Genomic DNA, 18436 nt, shown 5'->3' on the forward strand with positions numbered 1-18436 from the left:
AAATGTCGAATACCGACACCATAGCAACTCAATCGCTGTTAAAGCATTGGACAAAGGGGGGAGGAAAGGAAACACCCCCGGCGACCAATGATTCCCTCTGTGGAACGAAGCAAACGGAAGCCACTCCTTTGGAAACTATCACCGGGAGCAGTTTGTTGCGCCGGAAAGAAAAGAAGACTTTTAAGCTCACGGATGTGGATTTTAGGGAAGAAGGCTATTTCAAGGGAAATCCTTACTTTCGTACCGAGTTCGTTTTCAGACGTAATGGCGTCTTGGGCGACCCTGCTCCCTATAGCGTAAGCAACGATAATATTGTAACGGGAGCTTTACTTCTGTGTTTCGCCTTGGCGATGATAGCGGCTTCGATGTCGAGCCACTTCATCGTTCGCCAAATAAAGAGCCTTTTCCATATGCCTAATCGTCGCTCAATGGTGGCAGAAACAGCCTATGAAGTGCGATTTCAGTTCTTTTTAGTGTTACAGACTGCCCTTCTTTTCAGCATAGCCTATTATCTTTTCACGAGGTCGCAGAGCGACAGAACTTATATTCTTGATTCCCAATTGGCAATAGTTGGAATTTATCTGGCTGTCTTCTTGGGCTATTTTTTATTGAAACACCTGCTTTACTCATTAGTGAATTGGGTATTCTTCGACCGAAAGCGCAACTTGAGGTGGTCGCGTCTTTGTCTTTTCCTGACCTCTGCGGAGGGGGTGCTTATCTTTCCCGTCGTATTACTCCTTATATATTTTCATCTCGCCACACAATATACCATGATTTATGTGGCTTTTGTCATTGTTTTTATCAAGATACTTACCTTTTACCAAGGCTTTGTCATCTTTTTCAAAAGAACAGGGGCAAGTCTGCAAATAATTTTGTACTTTTGTGCACTCGAATTGATGCCGTTGACGGCATTGGTGGGTATCTTGACATTTACAGGCAATTATTTGACCATAAATTATTAAGACGCGATGATAAAAAAGATCTTGATATCACAGCCTAAACCGGGTAGCGAAAAGTCACCTTATTATGACATAGCAAAAGACCTGGAGGTGGAATTTGACTTCCGTCCTTTCTTTAAAGTAGAAGGACTCTCCGCGAAAGAATTTCGTCAGCAGAAGATAAACTTACTTGACTACTCTGCTGTGGTATTCACTTCTCGCCACGCAATTGATAACTATTTTAAGCTCGCGCAGGAAATGCGCGTCACCATTCCGGAAACAATGAAGTATTTCTGCGTCATAGAAACCATAGCACTCTACATTCAGAAATACGTGCAATACAGAAAACGCAAGGTGTTCTTTGGAAATTCGGGCAAGATAGACAGTCTGATTCCTACCATGGTGAAGCATAAAGAGGAAAAATACCTCGTTCCACAAAGCTCCGTACACAACGATGCCATAGCTTCGCTGCTTACAAGCAATAAGTTGAAGCACAAGGAATGTGTGATGTATCGCACGGTAAGCAACGATCTCACGGAAGAGGAGAAGAAAAACTTCGACTACGACATGTTGGTGTTCTTCAGTCCCACAGGCGTGCGTGCATTAAAAAAGAACATGCCCGACTTTGTGCAAGGCGATATTAAAATCGCTGCTTTCGGACCTGCTACCGCCAAAGAGGTGGAAGCACAAGGTTATCGACTCGATTTGGAAGCTCCATCGAAGAAACATCCTTCCATGACGGGTGCGCTCCGTGCCTTCCTTGAGGAAAACAAGTGAGGTGGGACATTTCCCTTCCCCCCCTCACAATAACAAACAATCCACAGATGAAACCAGCTCCCCGTAGATACACTTTGCGAAAGGAAGAGCGGTTGTGCAGCAAGACACACATCGACCAACTCTTCATGGGAGGAAAAAGCCGGTCACTGTCGGCTTTTCCTTTAAGGGCTGTTTATCTGGTGGCGAATGACGAACAAGCCTGCAATAAGGGAAAGGAAAGCGATGCCGTTCCGGTGAAGATTTTAATCAGCGTCCCCAAAAAACATTTCAAGCGTGCCGTGAAGCGCAACCGTGTGAAACGGCAAATTCGCGAGGCATACAGAAAGAATAAATACACGCTGATTGACAAAGTAAACGAAGAAGATGGACGACAGGTAAGACTCGCCCTGATTTGGCTCGACAATGAGTTGCACACCTCAGCGGAAGTGGAGGCAAGCGTTTGCAACCTTCTTCTCCGCATTGGGGAACGCTTATAAAAGCGCAGAGGAGGATAGAAGCATGACTTATAAGCAACTTATTCATGACATATCCTGGGCAATCGCCAAAGTTATGGTGTTACCCATACTTTTTTATCAACGCTTCATCACGCCCTTCACGCCACCTTCCTGTAGGTTTACCCCCACCTGCTCGGAATATGCCCGGCAGGCTTTGCTAAAGCACGGACCCATAAAAGGATTGGCATTGGCGATATGGCGCATCCTTCGTTGTAATCCGTGGGGCGGAAGCGGATACGATCCGGTTCCATAACAAGAAACGTAACACCAAATATATTAATATATAGCCTTTATCGGCTTCAAACTCATTCATAGATGAAAAACTTTGTTGAAGAACTTCGTTGGCGCGGAATGTTGGCTCAGATTATGCCCGGTACGGAAGAGTTCCTGCAAAAGGAAATGGTGTCGGCATATTTGGGAACAGACCCCACAGCCGACTCTCTGCACATAGGCCACCTTTGTGGCATCATGATGTTGCGCCATCTACAGTTGTGTGGTCATAAGCCTTACCTGTTGGTGGGCGGAGCCACGGGAATGATTGGCGACCCATCCGGAAAAAGTCAGGAACGCAACCTGCTCGATGCGGAAACGCTTTACCACAATCAGGAAGCCATAAAGAAACAAGTGAGCAAATTCCTTGATTTCGACGGCGATGCCCCTAATAAAGCGGAAATGGTGAACAACTACGACTGGATGAAGGATTTTTCTTTCCTCGATTTTGCTCGCGAAGTGGGAAAACATATCACCGTCAATTACATGATGGCAAAGGACAGTGTGAAGAAGCGCCTGAACGGAGAAGCACGCGATGGACTTTCCTTTACCGAGTTTACCTATCAGCTCTTGCAGGGCTACGACTTCCTCTATCAATACCAAAAATACGGTGTGAAATTGCAGCTTGGGGGGAACGACCAGTGGGGAAACATGACCACGGGAACGGAGCTCATCCGCAGGACACTGGGACAGGAAGCGGAAGCATTCTGCCTGACTTGCCCGCTCATTACAAAAGCTGATGGAAAGAAGTTTGGAAAGACCGAGAGTGGCAATATCTGGCTCGACCGAAACCGCACGACGCCTTATGTGTTCTATCAGTTTTGGCTGAACGTGAGCGACGATGATGCCGAGAAGTATATCAAAATCTTCACCTCGTTGGACAAACCCACCATCGATGCGCTTACAGAAGAGCACAAGCAAGACCCCGGGCGACGTATCCTTCAGCGGCGTTTGGCTGAGGAGGTAACGCGGATGGTACACTCTCAAGCAGATCTCGACATGGCTATTGCGGCTTCTCAAATCCTCTTTGGCAAGGCGACGAAAGAAAATTTGCTGCAACTCGATGAGCAGACGTTCAACGATGTGTTCAAGGATGTTCCGCATTACGAAATTTCAAAAGACTTACTCGGGCAGCCCGCTTTGGAAGTTTTCAATCAGGAAGGCATGCAAATCTTCCCAAGCAAGAGCGAGATGCGTAAGCTCGTTAAGGGGGGAGGCGTATCGCTGAATAAGGAAAAGCTGATGGCATTCGACCGTCAGATTACCACCGATGACCTGATAGCCGGAAAATATCTTCTCATTCAGAAGGGAAAGAAAAATTATTCGTTGGTGATTGTGAAGTAAAGTCTTCGTGCGCTAACATTCTTTTCCAATGTATTCTTCTTGAACGAAATAACAAAAGTGGATGGCAGACGAGTATTTGCCATTCCCTTTTTTCAATTCGTTTGTGGGAGCAAACCAATCACTTCCGGAATAATTCGAGATGTGATGGCATTCAAATTGGAAAAATCAACCCACTAATAATAAAAATGAGGTAAAAAGTTTGGCTAAACGGTCAAAATTCACTATCTTTGCACCGCAATTGTCCTATGGTGTAATGGTAGCACAACAGGTTTTGGTTCTGTTTGTAGTGGTTCGAATCCGCTTAGGACAACTAATAAAGGTCGCAAGCATTTGGCAACAAGTAGCTTGCGACCTTTTTTGTTCTCCTTTTTCTAATGATTTCCCGGCTCGAAATTTGTTTCTTGGTAGAAGTTTTATGCTCTTTCTGAAGCCGGGAATATGCCTTCGCATTCCAAAAGCTTAGCTATTGAAATTTAAAAGCTTAGCTTTTAGAGAGTAAAAGCTAAGCTTTTGGAGTGCAAAAGGTAAGCTTTTAAAATGCGGTTTTTATCACCCTGAAAATCAACTGGTTACAAAGCAGTACATGATGTCGGATGTGTGGCTTGCTTTTTACGTTTTTTCAAGGGCTAAACGAGAGGTTTTTGGAGTGCTATCAATCTGTTGATGTCCGCCTGCACCTTCGTAGGCAGCACCTCGTTCAGTCCGTGCGAGCTGAGTTCGACAAGGGTGTCTGCCAACCGAAGTGCCAATTCGAGGTCGTGGGTGGATAGAAAAATCACCTTGTCGGTATGATTTGCCAACCGTCTGAGCAGTTTCAGCATTTCCACCTTCGACCGAAAGTCGAGAAAGGCAGTAGGTTCATCGAGCAAAATGATGGGAGTTTGCTGAGCGAGAGCCTTTGCTATCATCACTTTCTGTCGTTCTCCATCAGAGAGTGTCTGTATCATCCTGTCTTTTAGTTTCAGGATGCCTGCCATTTCCATTGCCTGTATTACCACCGTTTGGTCTTGATGATTGAGTTTTCCCCAAAAGCCGGTGTAGGGAGTGCGCCCCATTCCCACCATTTCCGTTACGCTGAGGTTTCTCACCTCCGGCTTTTGCGTGAGCACAATGCTGATGAGCTTTGAGCGTTCGCGCTGCGAGAGTGCGTCAATGTCGCTGCCATCAAGGAGCAGTCTGCCACCAAGTTTGGGCAGTAAACCCGTCAGCGTCTTCAGGAGGGTGGATTTCCCTATTCCGTTTGAACCAATCAGGCAGGTCAGTTCTCCGCTTCTTATTTCCACATTGATGCCCGAGACCACCGGCGGATAGCCCTTATAGCCTACGGAGAGTTGCTCGAGTGTTATTTTCATTGTGGCTTGTCTGAAAGGATTGAGAGCGGTTTGCGAAGACCGAGGTTAGATTTTGATGCCCTCTCGTATGGCATCGTAGAACTGTTCGAGGATTGCCAGCATATCGTTCGGAAGGTAGCTGAAGGCTTTTTCTATCATCCATCCGGGCACTTCGTAATAAGCTTCCGCCATAGAGCCGGCAATGCAAGCCTTCGTATCTGTGTCGCCTTTGCAGAGAACAGCCAATCGAATGGTTTCCTCGAAGTCGTTGGCATCCATGAAACACCGCAGTGCCATCGGAACAGTTTCCTGACAAGTGCCGTCGAAATGCCCCTGTGCCCCGATTTTCAGGATGTCTTTCATCGGAGGCAGTTCGTATCCGTAAAATTTGTTTACTTTTCGCTCAATGTCCGGCTTGGTGTAGCGCATGTTTTTCAGCCAGCATATCACTTCGGCAACACATTGCGCGCCCTTTATTCCTTCCGGATGATTGTGGCTCACCTCCGCGCTTTTCTTGGCTTCGGCGATGACTTCCTCCCAATCCGGGAAGAGCCACCCTATCGGACTGACACGCATGGCTGAGCCGTTTCCATATGAATTCATGGGCTGTGGGTCGTCGGAATTAATCCATTGATGAAACATATTGCCGTAAGCCCCCATGGGGTTGGGATAACGCCGGCACCAATCAAGCAGCGACTCCTTGTAATCGCGATTGTTTAGCACGGCATCAGCAACGGCAACGGTGCAGATGGTGTCGTCGGTGTAGGAACACTCGTTGGTGAACAGTGTGAAATCTTTTTGTGGTTGGCCTCCGAACTCAAAACGCGAGCCCACGATATCGCCAATGATAGCTCCAAGCATATTGATAAGTTAGTAAGGTTATTATTATCGGATTGTGAAAGTTGGTCTTGATGTTGTACCCCCGATGAGAATCGAACTCATATTTCAGCTTTAGGAGAGCCGTGTTCTATCCATTGAACTACAAGGGCATGACGCGATTTGCGACAACCGGTTGTCGTTCCAAAAGAGAAAGGTTGGAAAACCGGCGGATTGCATTTGCAAAGATAAGGAAAAATTATGGTATAATGGGAGTTCTGTCATTTTTTTTATTCCATGGTTAAACTTTTTGCGATGGGAAAAGTCTTAGGTGAAGTAAAGAACAAGAACATTTGGGAAAACATGAACAGAATCGTTACTGTCGCGCTGTTCCTCTTGATAAATATCACAACGATGTTCGCGCAAGGGTCGGTAAAAGGAAGAGTGTTGGACAAACGCTCGAATACCGGACTTGAGTTTATCAATGTTGCCATAAGGAAAGAGGGGAGCGATAAGATTTTCAAGGGTGCCATTACCGATATGGAAGGAAATTTCCACGTGGGTGGATTGCCAAACGGGAAGTACTCTCTGACAGCCAGCTTCATGGGATATAAAGATATGACAAAACATTTCACGGTGTCGGAACAGAAGCTGAAACACAACTTCATGGCAATTTACATGGCGGAAGACACAAAGACGCTGGACGAAGTCGTGGTAACCGGACAACGAGCGGAAATGAAATTGGAAGTGGACAGAAAGACATTTAACGTGGACCAACAGATTGCCAATGCCGGTGGGGCAGCTTCCGACGTGCTGGAGAATATCCCCGGCGTGGAGGTGGACAACGATGGGAACGTTTCGCTGCGCGGCAATACCAGCGTAGAGGTATGGATCAATGGCAAGGCTTCCGGAATGACGAGCGATAACCGGGCGGAAATTCTGCAACAACTTCCGGCGGAAAGCATCGAACGCATAGAGATTATCGACAATCCGTCGGCGAAATTCTCTGCGGAAGGTTCGGCAGGCATCATCAACATCATACTGAAGAAGGAACGCAAGGCAGGCTATTATGGAAGTTTACAAGCAGGAGTAGATACGCGAGGAGGAGCCAATACATCGTTCAACATCAATTATAACAGTCCACTCATCGATTCGTATTTCAACATCGGGTATCGCCATCGCAACAATAAAGGCGGCGCCAAGAGCGAGCAAGTTTACAAACGGAACAATACCTACCAAAACTATATGTCGGAAAACAGCGGCAGGGGAAACAACCTCTTCACTCGCGCGGGACTGACTCTTCACGCTACACGAAAGGATGACTTCACGCTGGGCGCAATGTTTATGCTCGGCGGACGCAATCAAAACAGCTTCACGCCTTATCATTACGGAACTCTGGGCAATTCGTTCGACTTCAAAACCATGCATAGAGCAACTTCCGGAAATGGAAATACGCGAATGATGCACGGTGAATTCGGCTATCGCCACAATTTCAATCAACGACATTTCATCGATTTCAACGTGGAATACAACAGATGGAAGTCGGATAATGACCGCGTTTATCAAGACTCCACAACGTTTTTCGATACCAACGGAGAGCCTTTGACACTGACGAATCCTCACGCTTCCTACCAGTTCCGACCCATGCACTTCAACAATCACTCGTGGGAACTAAAACTGGACTACGAAAACCAAATAACAAAGGCGTTCAGACTTCAGGCCGGGTATCAGGGAAGATTCAGCAATGAGAACACACCACAGGAGAGCTATTTGGACGAGACCGACTGGTATGGAAACCATCTTGTAGAAGATAAGGCGTATTTCAACCGCTTCATCTATAAAAATGACATTCACGCACTCTACGCAACAGGAGCTTACAACTTCGGAAAGTTCGGACTGATGGCGGGATTGAGAGCGGAATATTGGAAGGTGAATACCGAAAGCTACTCATGGGAACAAGAACACGACGCCCAATTGCGCAATAAGCCTTTCAAGAAAGATTACTTTCAGCTCTTCCCCAGCGTTTTCATGAGCTATCAAATTACGCCCAATGACCAGCTTCAACTGAATTACACGCGCCGTTTGCGCAGACCTTGGGGCGGACAACTCAACTCGTTTCGCAACACAAGTGATGCCACAATCATATCGTTCGGTAATCCGGAGCTGACACCGGAATACAGCAATTCTTTCTCGCTGAACTATCTTCACACGTGGACGCAGCACTCATTGCTCGTATCGGCATACTATCGCCCCACCTACGACATTATTCAGCGCATCAATTACAGAAGTTCCACAGATGGACTCATGTACAACACGAGCTTCAACGTGGCGAAAAGCACATCCACCGGTTTGGAACTCACGGCAAAGAACAAACTCTTCCGCATTCTCGACCTGACATCATCGGCCAATTTCTATTATTACAAACTCAATGGCTTTCATTTCGACATCGACGGACAGGAAATTACGGGAGAAAGCAAAAGCAATTTCACGTGGAACGCTCGGATGCAGGCAAGCGTTATGCTACCTTACGATGTCTCCGTGCAGCTGACCGGAAGATACAGAAGCAGGCAAACCATTTCACAAGGTTACAGAAAAGGAAATGGGAGTGTGGATTTGGGAGTGAGAAAGAGCTTCTTCAACAGGAATCTTGTTCTGTCGATGAACTGCAGAGACTTGTTCGACACGCGAAAGTGGCGAACTTACACCAACAGCGACTCGTTTTCACGGTATCAGGAGCAATGGCGTTCGGGGAGAACTTTCCGCTTTACGCTCACTTGGAACTTCGGTAACATGAAGAAACGAAAGAACCAAAGACGAGAAAACAACGAACAAGACGAGAATTTCGGAAATCCTTATGATTCTCCGGATATGGGTGGACAATAGGTTTTTCATGGGCTTTTTTTCATACAAAGGCGGTGCAAACCTCGAAAGTTTGCCCGTTTTTTTTGTTCGTATCATAACTTTTTGTGCAAAGAATGTGTACCTTTGCAGTCGCTTTTTCCCCAATTTCGGGTTTCCGGTATTCATCTCACGAGGTGCTTTCGTGGCTGACCGAAAAAGAATCTTTTACTGATTTCAAACGAATAGGATATGATAAAATCACACACCAAAGGTTATATTGCAGGTATTCTCGCCGCCATCTTCTACGGTACCAACCCACTGGGAGCGTTGCCCCTTTACGAACGCGGCATCACCTCAGGCAACGTGCTGTTTTATCGCTATGGGCTAACTGTGCTGATGTTGGCAGCATGGCTCTTGCTGCGCAAGGAAACGTTTGGTGTAAAATGGGGACATGCCATAAAATTCGCTATCCTTGGCTCCTTCTTCGGTTTTTCTTCCATCATGCTATTTGCCAGTTTCCACTTCATGAATGCAGGCGTGGCATCCACTATTCTCTTCTCTTATCCCATTATTACAGCCATTCTGATGGTGGTGTTTTACCACGAGCGTCTCAGTTGGCGAACAACGCTGTCCATTCTGCTTGCCGTTTTGGGCATCGGACTGCTATATCGGGGTGATGGCGGTGAGACTTTGAGTCCAACGGGCATATTGTTGGTATTGGGGTCATCGTTCCTTTACGCGCTTTATATCGTCTATGTCAATCAGTTTAAGACCGATATGTCGCCTGTTAAGTTCACTTTTTGGATCATATTCTTTGGATGGCTTACCATCATTGGTTACATGCTGTTCATCGGCGACCGACTACAAATGCTGTGCGATGCTTTATCATGGCTCTGCACACTTCAGCTGGCACTGCTGGCCACTCTGCTTTCGCTCTACTATATCAATATTGCCATTCAGCATATTGGCAGCACTCAGGCTTCCATTTTAGGAGCTTTGGAACCCGTTACAGCAGTTGTCATCAGCACATTTGTGTTTGGTGAAATTTTTACGTTCAGACTTGCCATTGGAATCGTGCTCATCTTGTCGGCGGTAATTTTGATTATACTAAAGAAATAGCACGGGTCTCACACTTCTTTTCATGTTGTATTGAGGTTTTTCCCATTCATACCGAGAGTTTTTCGGAATGGTTTTAATCCCCGTCTTTACCCACACCATCAATAAGCCCCATGAGGTGTCGCAACCTCATGGGGCTTGTTTGCAGGTTTATCCTCAGACAAGATATGGTCGGAGGATGGTTCTTGTGGTGCAAGAGGCAGGCTTATCCTACCTGACTGCCGGGTTTTACATTATCCAAAGTGGTGGTAACGCTCAGCGAACCATCGAAATTGACGGCGGAGAGTATCATTCCCTGACTCTCGATGCCCATCATTTTGCGTGGAGCGAAGTTGGCAATGAAGAGCACATCCTTACCCACGAGCTGTTCGGGCTCATAAAAGGCGGCTATTCCGCTAAGGATGGTGCGTTCCGTACCCGAGCCGTCATCAATGATGAACTTCAGGAGTTTCTTGCTTTTCTTCACCTTCTCGCAACTAACGATGTGCCCCACGCGAATATCGAGCTTTTCGAAATCATCGAAAGGTATTTCTTTCTTCACGGGCTGTGCCTTGTAATTGGCTGCCTCGTTTGCCTTTTTCGTGTCGGCGAGCCTTTGCAACTGGGCGTTTATCGCCTCATCTTCTATCTTCTCAAAGAGCAATTGTGGTTCGTTCAGTTGGTGTCCGGCAGGTAGCAAGTCGGTGGAGCCCAACGCACTCCATTCATATTCCGTCATGTTTATCAACTCGCGCAGTCGCTTACTGCTGAAAGGCAAGAACGGTTCAAATGCAATGCTGAGATTGGCAACGAGCTGAAGCGAGATGTTGAGTATGGTTTCTACGCGTTTCGGGTCGGTCTTCCAAATTTTCCATGGCTCACATTCGGCGATATACTTGTTGCCTATGCGTGCCAAGTTCATGGCTTCCTTCTGTGCCTCGCGGAATTTGAACACGTTAAGGTAGCTCTCCACCTTTTCTTTTACGTCCTTAAATTCCTGTATTGCCTGCCGATCAGCTTCTTGCAATTCACCGCAAGCCGGCACGATGCCGTCCCAATATTTCTTGGTGAGCTGCAAAGCGCGATTGACGAAGTTGCCATAAACTGCTACCAACTCGTTGTTGTTGCGCTCCTGAAAGTCTTTCCAAGTGAAATTGTTGTCCTTTGTTTCGGGGGCGTTGGCAGTTAGCACGTAGCGCAGTACATCCTGTTTGCCGGGAAAGTCGGCTAAATATTCGTGAAGCCATACCGCCCAGTTTCTGCTGGTGGATATCTTGTCGTTTTCAAGATTGAGAAACTCGTTCGATGGTACGTTGTCCGGAAGAATGTAGTCGCCGTGGGCTTTCAGCATGCTTGGGAAGATAAGACAATGAAAGACGATATTATCTTTTCCTATGAAGTGTACCAATCTTGTTTCCGGGTCTTGCCACCACTTTTGCCAAGCTCCGAAGCGTTCCGGCTCACGGTCGCAGAGTTCTTTGGTGTTCGATATGTAACCGATGGGCGCATCGAACCATACGTAGAGCACCTTCCCCTCGGCTCCTTCCACAGGAACGGGAATGCCCCAATTCAGGTCGCGGGTCATGGCGCGTGGCTGAAGGTCCATGTCCAACCAACTCTTGCACTGCCCATACACGTTCGGACGCCATTCCTTGTGTCCGTCGAGAATCCACTGTTTCAACCATTCTTGATAATTGTCCAACGGTAAATACCAGTTCTTGGTTTTCCTGATGACGGGCTTCGAGCCGGAGATGGTGGAATGAGGGTTGATGAGTTCCATTGGACTAAGGGCACTTCCGCACTTCTCACACTGGTCGCCGTAGGCGTTTTCGTTGTGGCAATGGGGACACTCGCCCACCACATAGCGGTCGGCAAGGAACTGTCCTGCCTCTTCGTCGTAGAGTTGTTCACTTTCTTTCTCTATCAGTTTGCCATCGTCATAGAGCTTGCGGAAGAAGTCGGACGCTAACTTGTGGTGAATGTCTGAAGTGGTGCGGCTGTAGATATCGAACGAGATACCAAACTCTTCAAACGAATCTTTTATCATCTTATGGTAGCGGTCGCAAACATCTTTCGGAGTTATGCCTTCTTTCTTGGCACGCAAGGTAATGGGTACTCCATGCTCGTCGCTGCCACCGATAAAAATCACTTCTTCTTTCTTCAATCGAAGATAACGCGCGTAAATATCTGCCGGAACATAAACTCCAGCAAGATGTCCTATGTGAACACCACCATTGGCATAGGGCAGAGCCGCCGTTACGGTGGTGCGCTTAAACTTCTTTTCTTCCATGTAACGTTTGATTTTTATTATCCGAGTGCAAAGTTACAGCAATTCGGGGGAAACTCAAAGGAAAACAGCGTTTTAATAAAGTCGGCAAGCCTCAACAATGTAAAAAAGATGTGTTCGGGAGGAATGAGATAAAGATGTTGTCAATCAGATTTATAACCATTCACTATGATAAATTTGTTATGCCAAACAAATAAATCGTCTTTTCGGAATGTTTATTCGTATTGCCTCGCTCGGAACAACCTTAATTATGAGAGAAGCGAACTTCTCACATTTTTTAAAAGCTTAGCTATGGGATTTCAAAAGCTTAGCTTTCGCACTGCAAAAGCTTAGCTTTTACATCGCAAAAGCTAAGCTTTTAAAATTATTGCTGTCCGGTAAAAATTAACTGAAAGCTCTGTATCTCTTTATCCATCGGTATTGCAGCCGTTTTACTCATCCTGGGGCTTGGTTTTCAGTTTCAAACTGTAAGCATTATAAAATGCACTTATTTTGACAAGAAAAGACCTAAAATAACCGATAATTCTAAGAAATAATAAGTTTAAGTCTATTTTAACTAACACAGATAGCCCCAAAAAAGTTTTACCGGACAGCAATATTTTAAAATACGAAATATAACGTTCTCTTTTTCAGCACTTTACAGAGGCGAAAAAAATCCTGTTTGAATTGCCTTCTGGAGCTGCTTCGTTTTACTGCACGCGCACCGTCTTCGCGCCTGCATAGCAAGCAATGGTGCGCGATCCTTTCACATAGATATCCTCGTTTCCGGGCATATCAATCACGTAACCGGCAGCTTTCACCTGCGCCACGAGGTTGTCGTAAACTCTTTGGTTGAACACACCGATGATAATCGCGCCGTCCTTGAATGCCATATAGCTTGATATGCCTTTGCGCAAAGGCTTAGGATAGTCTTCGTATAATGTTCCGGTGAGAATCTTTGCCAAGCGGCAATTCTTGTAATACATCTTGGAGAACTTGTCGAGCCTATAGATTTCGTAGCCTGTCTTGAGCTTGTAACCGTACTTCTTCGCTATTGCCGTTGTCTTTTCGGGATGCTCAAAGATTTCTTCCGCTTCAGCAATGCTTATCACTTCCGGTTCTGCCTCCACTTTTTGCTCTGTCGGTTGCGTTGGCGAGGTATCGGTTGTTGCCGGGAGGGAAGCTTTTCGTATTGTTTCACAACTGCTTGATACTAACAAAGCTGTGACGAAAACGATGGCAATACATAATTTATTCTTCATCTCTTCTTGGTTTATTATTTCATTTTGAACGCAAATTTACATAAAAAACGCGATATATAAGCCAACGAGAATAAAAAACGGGAAATAAATTCCCGAATCTCCTTTCCTTTTGACGATAAAAAGTGCCAAGATCAGCATAAATTCTTTGTACGAAATGCGTGATTTGATGCTCAAATATCACGTACAGGAGGTTGGAATGGAAAGCACGAGTATGTTTCAAGGAGCTGGTTTGCGATAGCTTTGTCCCACCGGAGCGCATACAGCAGTTGTGGCAGTACGACCGACGCATCTGCGACCTTGATGACGAGAATGTGCATAAGCCGGGCAAACTAACCAACGACATGGGCGGTCATGAAATCCGATGTGAGCAGTAAGCTCGAAGAAGAAAATATCATTATGGTTTATGCAGATTCGGAAAGGAGTCTGTATGAATTTGATATGTGAGATTATCCCGAAAAACGGCTGTTTCAGTTATTTTGGCAGAAACTTATTTCAGGCTTTATAGAGGAACAACGCAACTACACATTGAAAGACAATGCTTTTCATGTGGTTGGCAATTAGGATGAGAACACCACGTTGTAAATAAGGTTCGGTACTAAAATTTCCATCTCACTTGCATTTCCACATCCGTCATTGAAGAGGCGTTGATTCGTTGCAGACCGGAAGAGATGTGGCGGCGGTCGCGGTAACGCGTGGTTCCGGCCTTTAGAATGAACATCCAACGTCCCGGATTGGCTCGCGCGAACAGCGTGGCGCGAACGCCTTTGCCATAGAATATCGGAAAATTGAAAGAATATAATGTGCCACGCTCATAGAGATAGATTCTCGAAGCGAAGTCATCGGTATGAAAATAACCGGTAGTGGCAATTAGTTGCAGCCATTTCAAGGGCTGATAAGCAAGTTGTTCGCTCACCATATATCCCGAGCTTTTTGTTTTATAATCGCTGAACGTGAAGTCCAATCGTGTCTTGCATGTCCATTTCGGTTGCTCATAAGCAAGCGACAGACTGCCGCGCTGCGTGGTTTCCCTAACAAGTTGAGTCTTTTTGGCATTGTTTTTCGTTCTGATTTTCAGCCGATAGCGAGCCGCTACGAATATTTTTCCGTGTGAATATGTCGCCGACACCAGATTGTCCCATGCGTCGCTTGCTGCCGATGCTCCGTAACGCGGTTTTGCGAAGTAGGCATAATCAGTATAGGCGGTCAGCGTGAAATGTCTGGTGGGAAGCCAATTTGCCCCCAGCAGCAGTCCGTTCTCGTTTCTGATGACGCCTCCCTCGCTGAAACTTTCCGCGAAGATTGCGTTGTATTTGTAGCCATAGAATCGCTGAACAGTGGTGAGCGTTAGTTTGTTCGATGCTTGAAACGACAGCGTGTTGAGTGTGGCGATGCTGCCACAACCGCCTGTTGCCGTCTCGCCGTTGATGTTCCACACGTGATTGATGTATCCATAGTTTACGCTCACGTTCCAAAAGTCATATCCCTCAGGATAAAAAAGTCTGTAAACCTGTCGCTTATTCGGTTCGAGTGGTCGGTCGAAGTGCGCGAAAAGTCCGGTAATGCCGGCATGAAATCCGTTGTTCCGCCATTGCAGGTTTCCTCCTGCTGACGTTTGCGTGGCGTTGTGTTTCCTCTCCATTTCCTTTTCCGTTCGATGATAGCCCGACTGCAATATGGTTTGTATGCCCCCATGTCGGTTGAGCGTGGCATCAATCCGGCGATACGACACGAATGCCGATGCATCCGTGTGCTTTGTCAGTGCCATTGTTGTCGCTGCTCCTTGCAGATAGTTGGCTTGGGAACGTGAGGAATGAGGGCGAATGATATTATTTGTGCGTCCCATGGTGGTGAGAAGGGCAAGTTTTCCGAACCCGAAGTCATTGTTCGCCACCAATCCCATTCCCCAATGCAGTTTGTAGCGTCCCACAACGATTGTCTTCATGCGCCCCCACTTTCTTGCTATCGCGTAAAAGCTGTAGTGGTCGTATCCCCATTGATTCTTTCCGGCAAAGAATGGCTCGCCGGCATCCTGCGCTCCCACGAGTCCTACTTGCAAATACTCTCCATAACCGAATTTATAGCGAAACGAATGTGAATATTTGTACCCCATATAGCCGTTGCGGTCGCCCTCGCGTTCATAGAATGGAACCTTTGCCGTCAGCATCAGACTGCTCCTGCCGCGTTTCAATATGTTTTTCATTGTGGGAAACCTTTTTGTTTCCTCTTCGGATAAAACGATGAAGTTTGTCAGCAACAGCCTTCTTGTCGCGTCCAGCGATTCTATCATCATGAGTTCGGCAGTCGATCTCATGCCGTGGTATTGATACACGTAAGCCAAAATATCTTCTATCTGTTGGTCGGTAAGAAAAGGAATGCGCTCCAAGTCTTCCCTTGTTGCCGTGTTAAGGTCGATGGGGTGTTGTTCCAATTCGAGAAGCACCTCAAAAGCGTCTTCCCGGGGCGAGCTGTTCTCGTCCTCCATCTGTTGTAAGTCGTGGAAATATCTTTCCCATGTGTGTTGTGTTTGGGCGTGGAGCAACGATGCCATTGCGAAAAACAGCCCCGAGATGATAAGACGTTTCATGGCGATAAGAGATGTGAAAATCACATACAAATGTAAAATATCTTTTCTGCAACCGCAAATAAATCGCAAAATAATATAAAATATAGGGTCGTAATCGGAAATAATCGTTACATTTGCCCATAGTTATGCGTTCGGAAAGAATATTTTTAACCTTCGTTCTTTGTGTCGTAGCCCTTTTGGCAACGGCACAAGACCACATCAACCCCGAAGATCGCCCGGTGAACATGAATGAGCCTACGTTCGTCCCCATGGTTCATATCGGCAAAGCGAAGGTGGGAGCTGACAGCATTCAGTATGTCCGCACAAACAACATCTACATCTTCCCACCCATGCAGTTCTCGAGCGAGAAGCAAAAAAGAGCCTACAATCGCCTTGTTGCCAATATAAAAAAGGTGTTGCCGTTGGCAAAAGAATGCAAACAAGTAATATTGGAAACCGGTTCCTACCTGCAAACCATTCCCACGAAGAAAGGACGCGAGGAGCACATGAAGCTCGTGGAGCGCAGCATCAAGGAGCAATACACGCCACGCGTGAAGAAACTCACCTATTCGCAGGGGAAGCTGCTCATAAAACTTGTCGATCGCGAAACTTCTTCTACCGGTTACGAGCTTATACAGGCATTCCTCGGACCGGTGAGAGCCGGTTTTTATCAGGCTTTCGCGTGGATGTTCGGAGCCAGTTTGAAGAAACGATACGATCCAAAAGGTGCCGACCGTCTTGTCGAACGCATAGTCTTGCAAGTGGAAGCAGGTCAGCTGTAAACTTCTATGGAGCGAGGTAGGTTAAATACATATCTCCCTGCACATTCCGTAATCGCCCAATGGTTGGCAACCGGCACTCCTCTTGTTTGCAACGTTTGCCCTCTGTAGGGACAATCACGAATTGTAACTTTATGTGAATTTGCACGTTCTTTTCCATCCACAGAAGGTGGAAAAAATCTCTATGGTCAGCCATCAATTTGCAATAGCTTAGCTTTTGGTTTTCAAAAGGTAAGCTTTTACAACGCAAAAGGTAAGCTTTTGGCGTGCAAAAGGTAACCTTTTAAAAACGAGTTTGTAAATGGTTGTCTTTTCCTGAATTCACTTGTCAGATCTGACGATGTATTTCTGTTTTACTTGTCAAATATTTTCTTATTTACTGAATGACTTGACATTAACATTATATAGTTTAAATTTGAAGTCAGTGCACTTGCATAAAAGAAGATGGACAACACCTAAGTTCCGTCATATTTTCGGCAAGGTCTTAGGGGGCTCGATGCCCCCTGGGACCTTTGGTGAAGATGGCATAAGACCGTCGTTCGCCATATTTTCGGCGTTCCAAAGATACGTTATATTTTTCTTTTTTGCAAGCATTTATCTCTTTTTCCAAAGATTTCTCCCGGGCTGTTCGCCTCTATAGACATCCATCGGACATTTCATTCCTATGCTCATATGCGGTCGTCTGTAGTTGTAGAAGGCTATTGCCTTGGAGATTTCCATATTGGCCTGGTCATAATCTCGGTACATCTCCTGCTGGTAAATCCACTCAACCTTAAAGGTTCCATTCGTCCTTTCCGCCACGGGATTGTCCGTAGGATTGTACCGTTCTGTCATACTAACCCTGATATGGTGGCACATAAGAGTTTCAACATATAGGTGGCAGGCATATTGCGAACCTCTGTCAGAGTGGTGTATCGTTCCGCAGAGGTTGCCTCCTCCGGCTGCCTTAACTGCCATTAGCAATGCCTCCTTCGTATTTATAGCCTCCATGGTTTCGGATAAGCACCAGCCTATGACAGCATGTGAGTAAACATCTGTAATGAGATGGAGGTACAGGACGTTGCCGTAAATCCAAACGTAGGTTATGTCGGCTGCCCAAATGTGGTTAGCATACATTGCCGTAACACCTTGTACAAGATTAGGATACTTCCTATAAGGATGATTGGAGTCCGTTGTACGTCTTCGCTTGTTCTTGGGAAGCATAAGTCCTTCTGAAGCAAGTAGTTTTAAGAAGGAGTCGCGACCATGAGTAACATCTTCACCTAGCTCCGACTTGAGGAGGACGTGCAGTTTCACACCGCCTATCCCGGGACAGCAGGCACGATAGTAGAGTACATTGTCAACTATCAGTTTACGCCTTTGCCGCTCAGAAATCACAAGCTTGCTGCTTGCGTAATACCACTGGCGTTTCTTGCCAAACAGCCCACAGAGGAATTCCACGGATACACCGGGAAACTCCTCACGCAGCGCCGTTACTGTTTGGCACCATCTTTTTTTAAGATGCTGATACCCTCCTCGGATTCGGCTATCTCTATGAGTTTCTCATAGGCACGGCTGCGCATCTTCTCCAAAGACAATGCGTGTTGGAGGTTCACTATCTTCTGGCGCAATATCTCATTGTCTGTCAAATTCGTTTCTTTATGAGCCATACGATACCTCT

The 18436-nt window shown here is 46.3% G+C and carries 15 protein-coding genes, 2 tRNA genes and 1 pseudogene; 10 read left to right on the plus strand and 8 right to left on the minus strand.

Going from position 1 to position 18436, the window contains the following annotated elements; translation table 11 throughout:
- The first annotated feature begins 2 nt into the window (after positions 1–2).
- The 6 genes from E0E16_RS12560 to E0E16_RS12585 all read left to right on the plus strand — a co-directional run bounded on the left by E0E16_RS12560 (position 3) and on the right by E0E16_RS12585 (position 4133).
- The gene (locus E0E16_RS12560; protein ID WP_130830530.1) at positions 3–962 is read left to right on the plus strand and encodes a DUF4271 domain-containing protein; all 960 of its coding nucleotides are present in this window, start codon (positions 3–5) and stop codon (positions 960–962) included.
- Between the two features lie 6 nt (positions 963–968).
- A complete protein-coding gene (locus E0E16_RS12565) occupies positions 969–1715 on the plus strand; it encodes a uroporphyrinogen-III synthase (RefSeq protein WP_130830531.1) in 747 nt (248 codons plus the stop codon).
- A gap of 47 nt (positions 1716–1762) precedes the next feature.
- A complete protein-coding gene (rnpA, locus tag E0E16_RS12570; protein ID WP_130830532.1) occupies positions 1763–2191 on the plus strand; it encodes a ribonuclease P protein component in 429 nt (142 codons plus the stop codon).
- A 22-nt stretch (positions 2192–2213) separates the two neighbouring features.
- Positions 2214–2462, plus strand: a complete 249-nt coding sequence (gene yidD, locus E0E16_RS12575; RefSeq protein ID WP_130830533.1) for a membrane protein insertion efficiency factor YidD — start codon at positions 2214–2216, stop codon at positions 2460–2462.
- 62 nt (positions 2463–2524) lie between these two features.
- Positions 2525–3823 carry a tyrosine--tRNA ligase gene (gene tyrS, locus E0E16_RS12580; protein ID WP_130830534.1) on the plus strand — a complete coding sequence of 433 codons (1299 nt, stop codon included), beginning with the start codon at positions 2525–2527 and terminating at the stop codon, positions 3821–3823.
- A gap of 239 nt (positions 3824–4062) precedes the next feature.
- Positions 4063–4133: transfer RNA gene (locus E0E16_RS12585), tRNA-Gln, on the plus strand.
- A 316-nt stretch (positions 4134–4449) separates the two neighbouring features.
- Here the strand turns inward: E0E16_RS12585 and E0E16_RS12590 are convergent.
- The 3 genes from E0E16_RS12590 to E0E16_RS12600 all read right to left on the minus strand — a co-directional run bounded on the left by E0E16_RS12590 (position 4450) and on the right by E0E16_RS12600 (position 6143).
- Positions 4450–5175 (minus strand): ABC transporter ATP-binding protein, encoded by a 726-nt coding sequence (locus E0E16_RS12590; protein WP_130830535.1) that lies wholly within the window; start codon positions 5173–5175, stop codon positions 4450–4452.
- A gap of 45 nt (positions 5176–5220) precedes the next feature.
- The gene (locus tag E0E16_RS12595) at positions 5221–6015 is read right to left on the minus strand and encodes an ADP-ribosylglycohydrolase family protein (RefSeq protein ID WP_130830536.1); all 795 of its coding nucleotides are present in this window, start codon (positions 6013–6015) and stop codon (positions 5221–5223) included.
- A 56-nt stretch (positions 6016–6071) separates the two neighbouring features.
- Positions 6072–6143 (minus strand) — tRNA-Arg (locus E0E16_RS12600).
- 190 nt (positions 6144–6333) lie between these two features.
- Here E0E16_RS12600 and E0E16_RS12605 point away from each other — a divergent pair.
- Both E0E16_RS12605 and E0E16_RS12610 read left to right on the plus strand, forming a co-directional pair.
- The gene (locus E0E16_RS12605) at positions 6334–8853 is read left to right on the plus strand and encodes a TonB-dependent receptor (protein WP_130830663.1); all 2520 of its coding nucleotides are present in this window, start codon (positions 6334–6336) and stop codon (positions 8851–8853) included.
- Between the two features lie 207 nt (positions 8854–9060).
- Positions 9061–9930, plus strand: coding sequence for a DMT family transporter (locus tag E0E16_RS12610; protein WP_130830537.1), 870 nt, complete (start codon positions 9061–9063; stop codon positions 9928–9930).
- Positions 9931–10132: 202 nt separating this feature from the next.
- Here the strand turns inward: E0E16_RS12610 and metG are convergent, their stop codons facing one another.
- Positions 10133–12196: a methionine--tRNA ligase gene (gene metG, locus E0E16_RS12615; RefSeq protein ID WP_130830538.1), complete on the minus strand. Its 2064-nt coding sequence runs from the start codon at positions 12194–12196 to the stop codon at positions 10133–10135.
- 686 nt (positions 12197–12882) lie between these two features.
- Entirely contained in the window at positions 12883–13434 is a 552-nt protein-coding gene (locus E0E16_RS12620) for a hypothetical protein (RefSeq protein ID WP_130830539.1), read from the minus strand.
- Positions 13435–13625: 191 nt separating this feature from the next.
- Between E0E16_RS12620 and E0E16_RS12625 the strand changes: the two genes are divergently transcribed.
- Positions 13626–13808: a hypothetical protein gene (locus E0E16_RS12625; protein WP_255418183.1), complete on the plus strand. Its 183-nt coding sequence runs from the start codon at positions 13626–13628 to the stop codon at positions 13806–13808.
- Between the two features lie 221 nt (positions 13809–14029).
- Here E0E16_RS12625 and E0E16_RS12630 read toward each other — a convergent pair whose 3' ends face one another.
- Positions 14030–16018, minus strand: coding sequence for a helix-hairpin-helix domain-containing protein (locus tag E0E16_RS12630; RefSeq protein ID WP_130830540.1), 1989 nt, complete (start codon positions 16016–16018; stop codon positions 14030–14032).
- A gap of 125 nt (positions 16019–16143) precedes the next feature.
- On the opposite strand from E0E16_RS12630, the gene E0E16_RS12635 reads away from it, so the two are divergent.
- Positions 16144–16779: a DUF4294 domain-containing protein gene (locus tag E0E16_RS12635; RefSeq protein ID WP_130830541.1), complete on the plus strand. Its 636-nt coding sequence runs from the start codon at positions 16144–16146 to the stop codon at positions 16777–16779.
- A gap of 591 nt (positions 16780–17370) precedes the next feature.
- Here E0E16_RS12635 and E0E16_RS12640 read toward each other — a convergent pair.
- Positions 17371–18216, minus strand: coding sequence for an IS3 family transposase (locus tag E0E16_RS12640; protein WP_240048166.1), 846 nt, complete (start codon positions 18214–18216; stop codon positions 17371–17373).
- Positions 18217–18248: 32 nt separating this feature from the next.
- Positions 18249–18436: pseudogene (locus E0E16_RS13740) on the minus strand (hypothetical protein); the annotation flags it as partial.

The organism is Prevotella rectalis (assembly GCF_900607215.1).
GTDB classification, from domain to species: Bacteria; Bacteroidota; Bacteroidia; order Bacteroidales; family Bacteroidaceae; genus Prevotella; species Prevotella brunnea.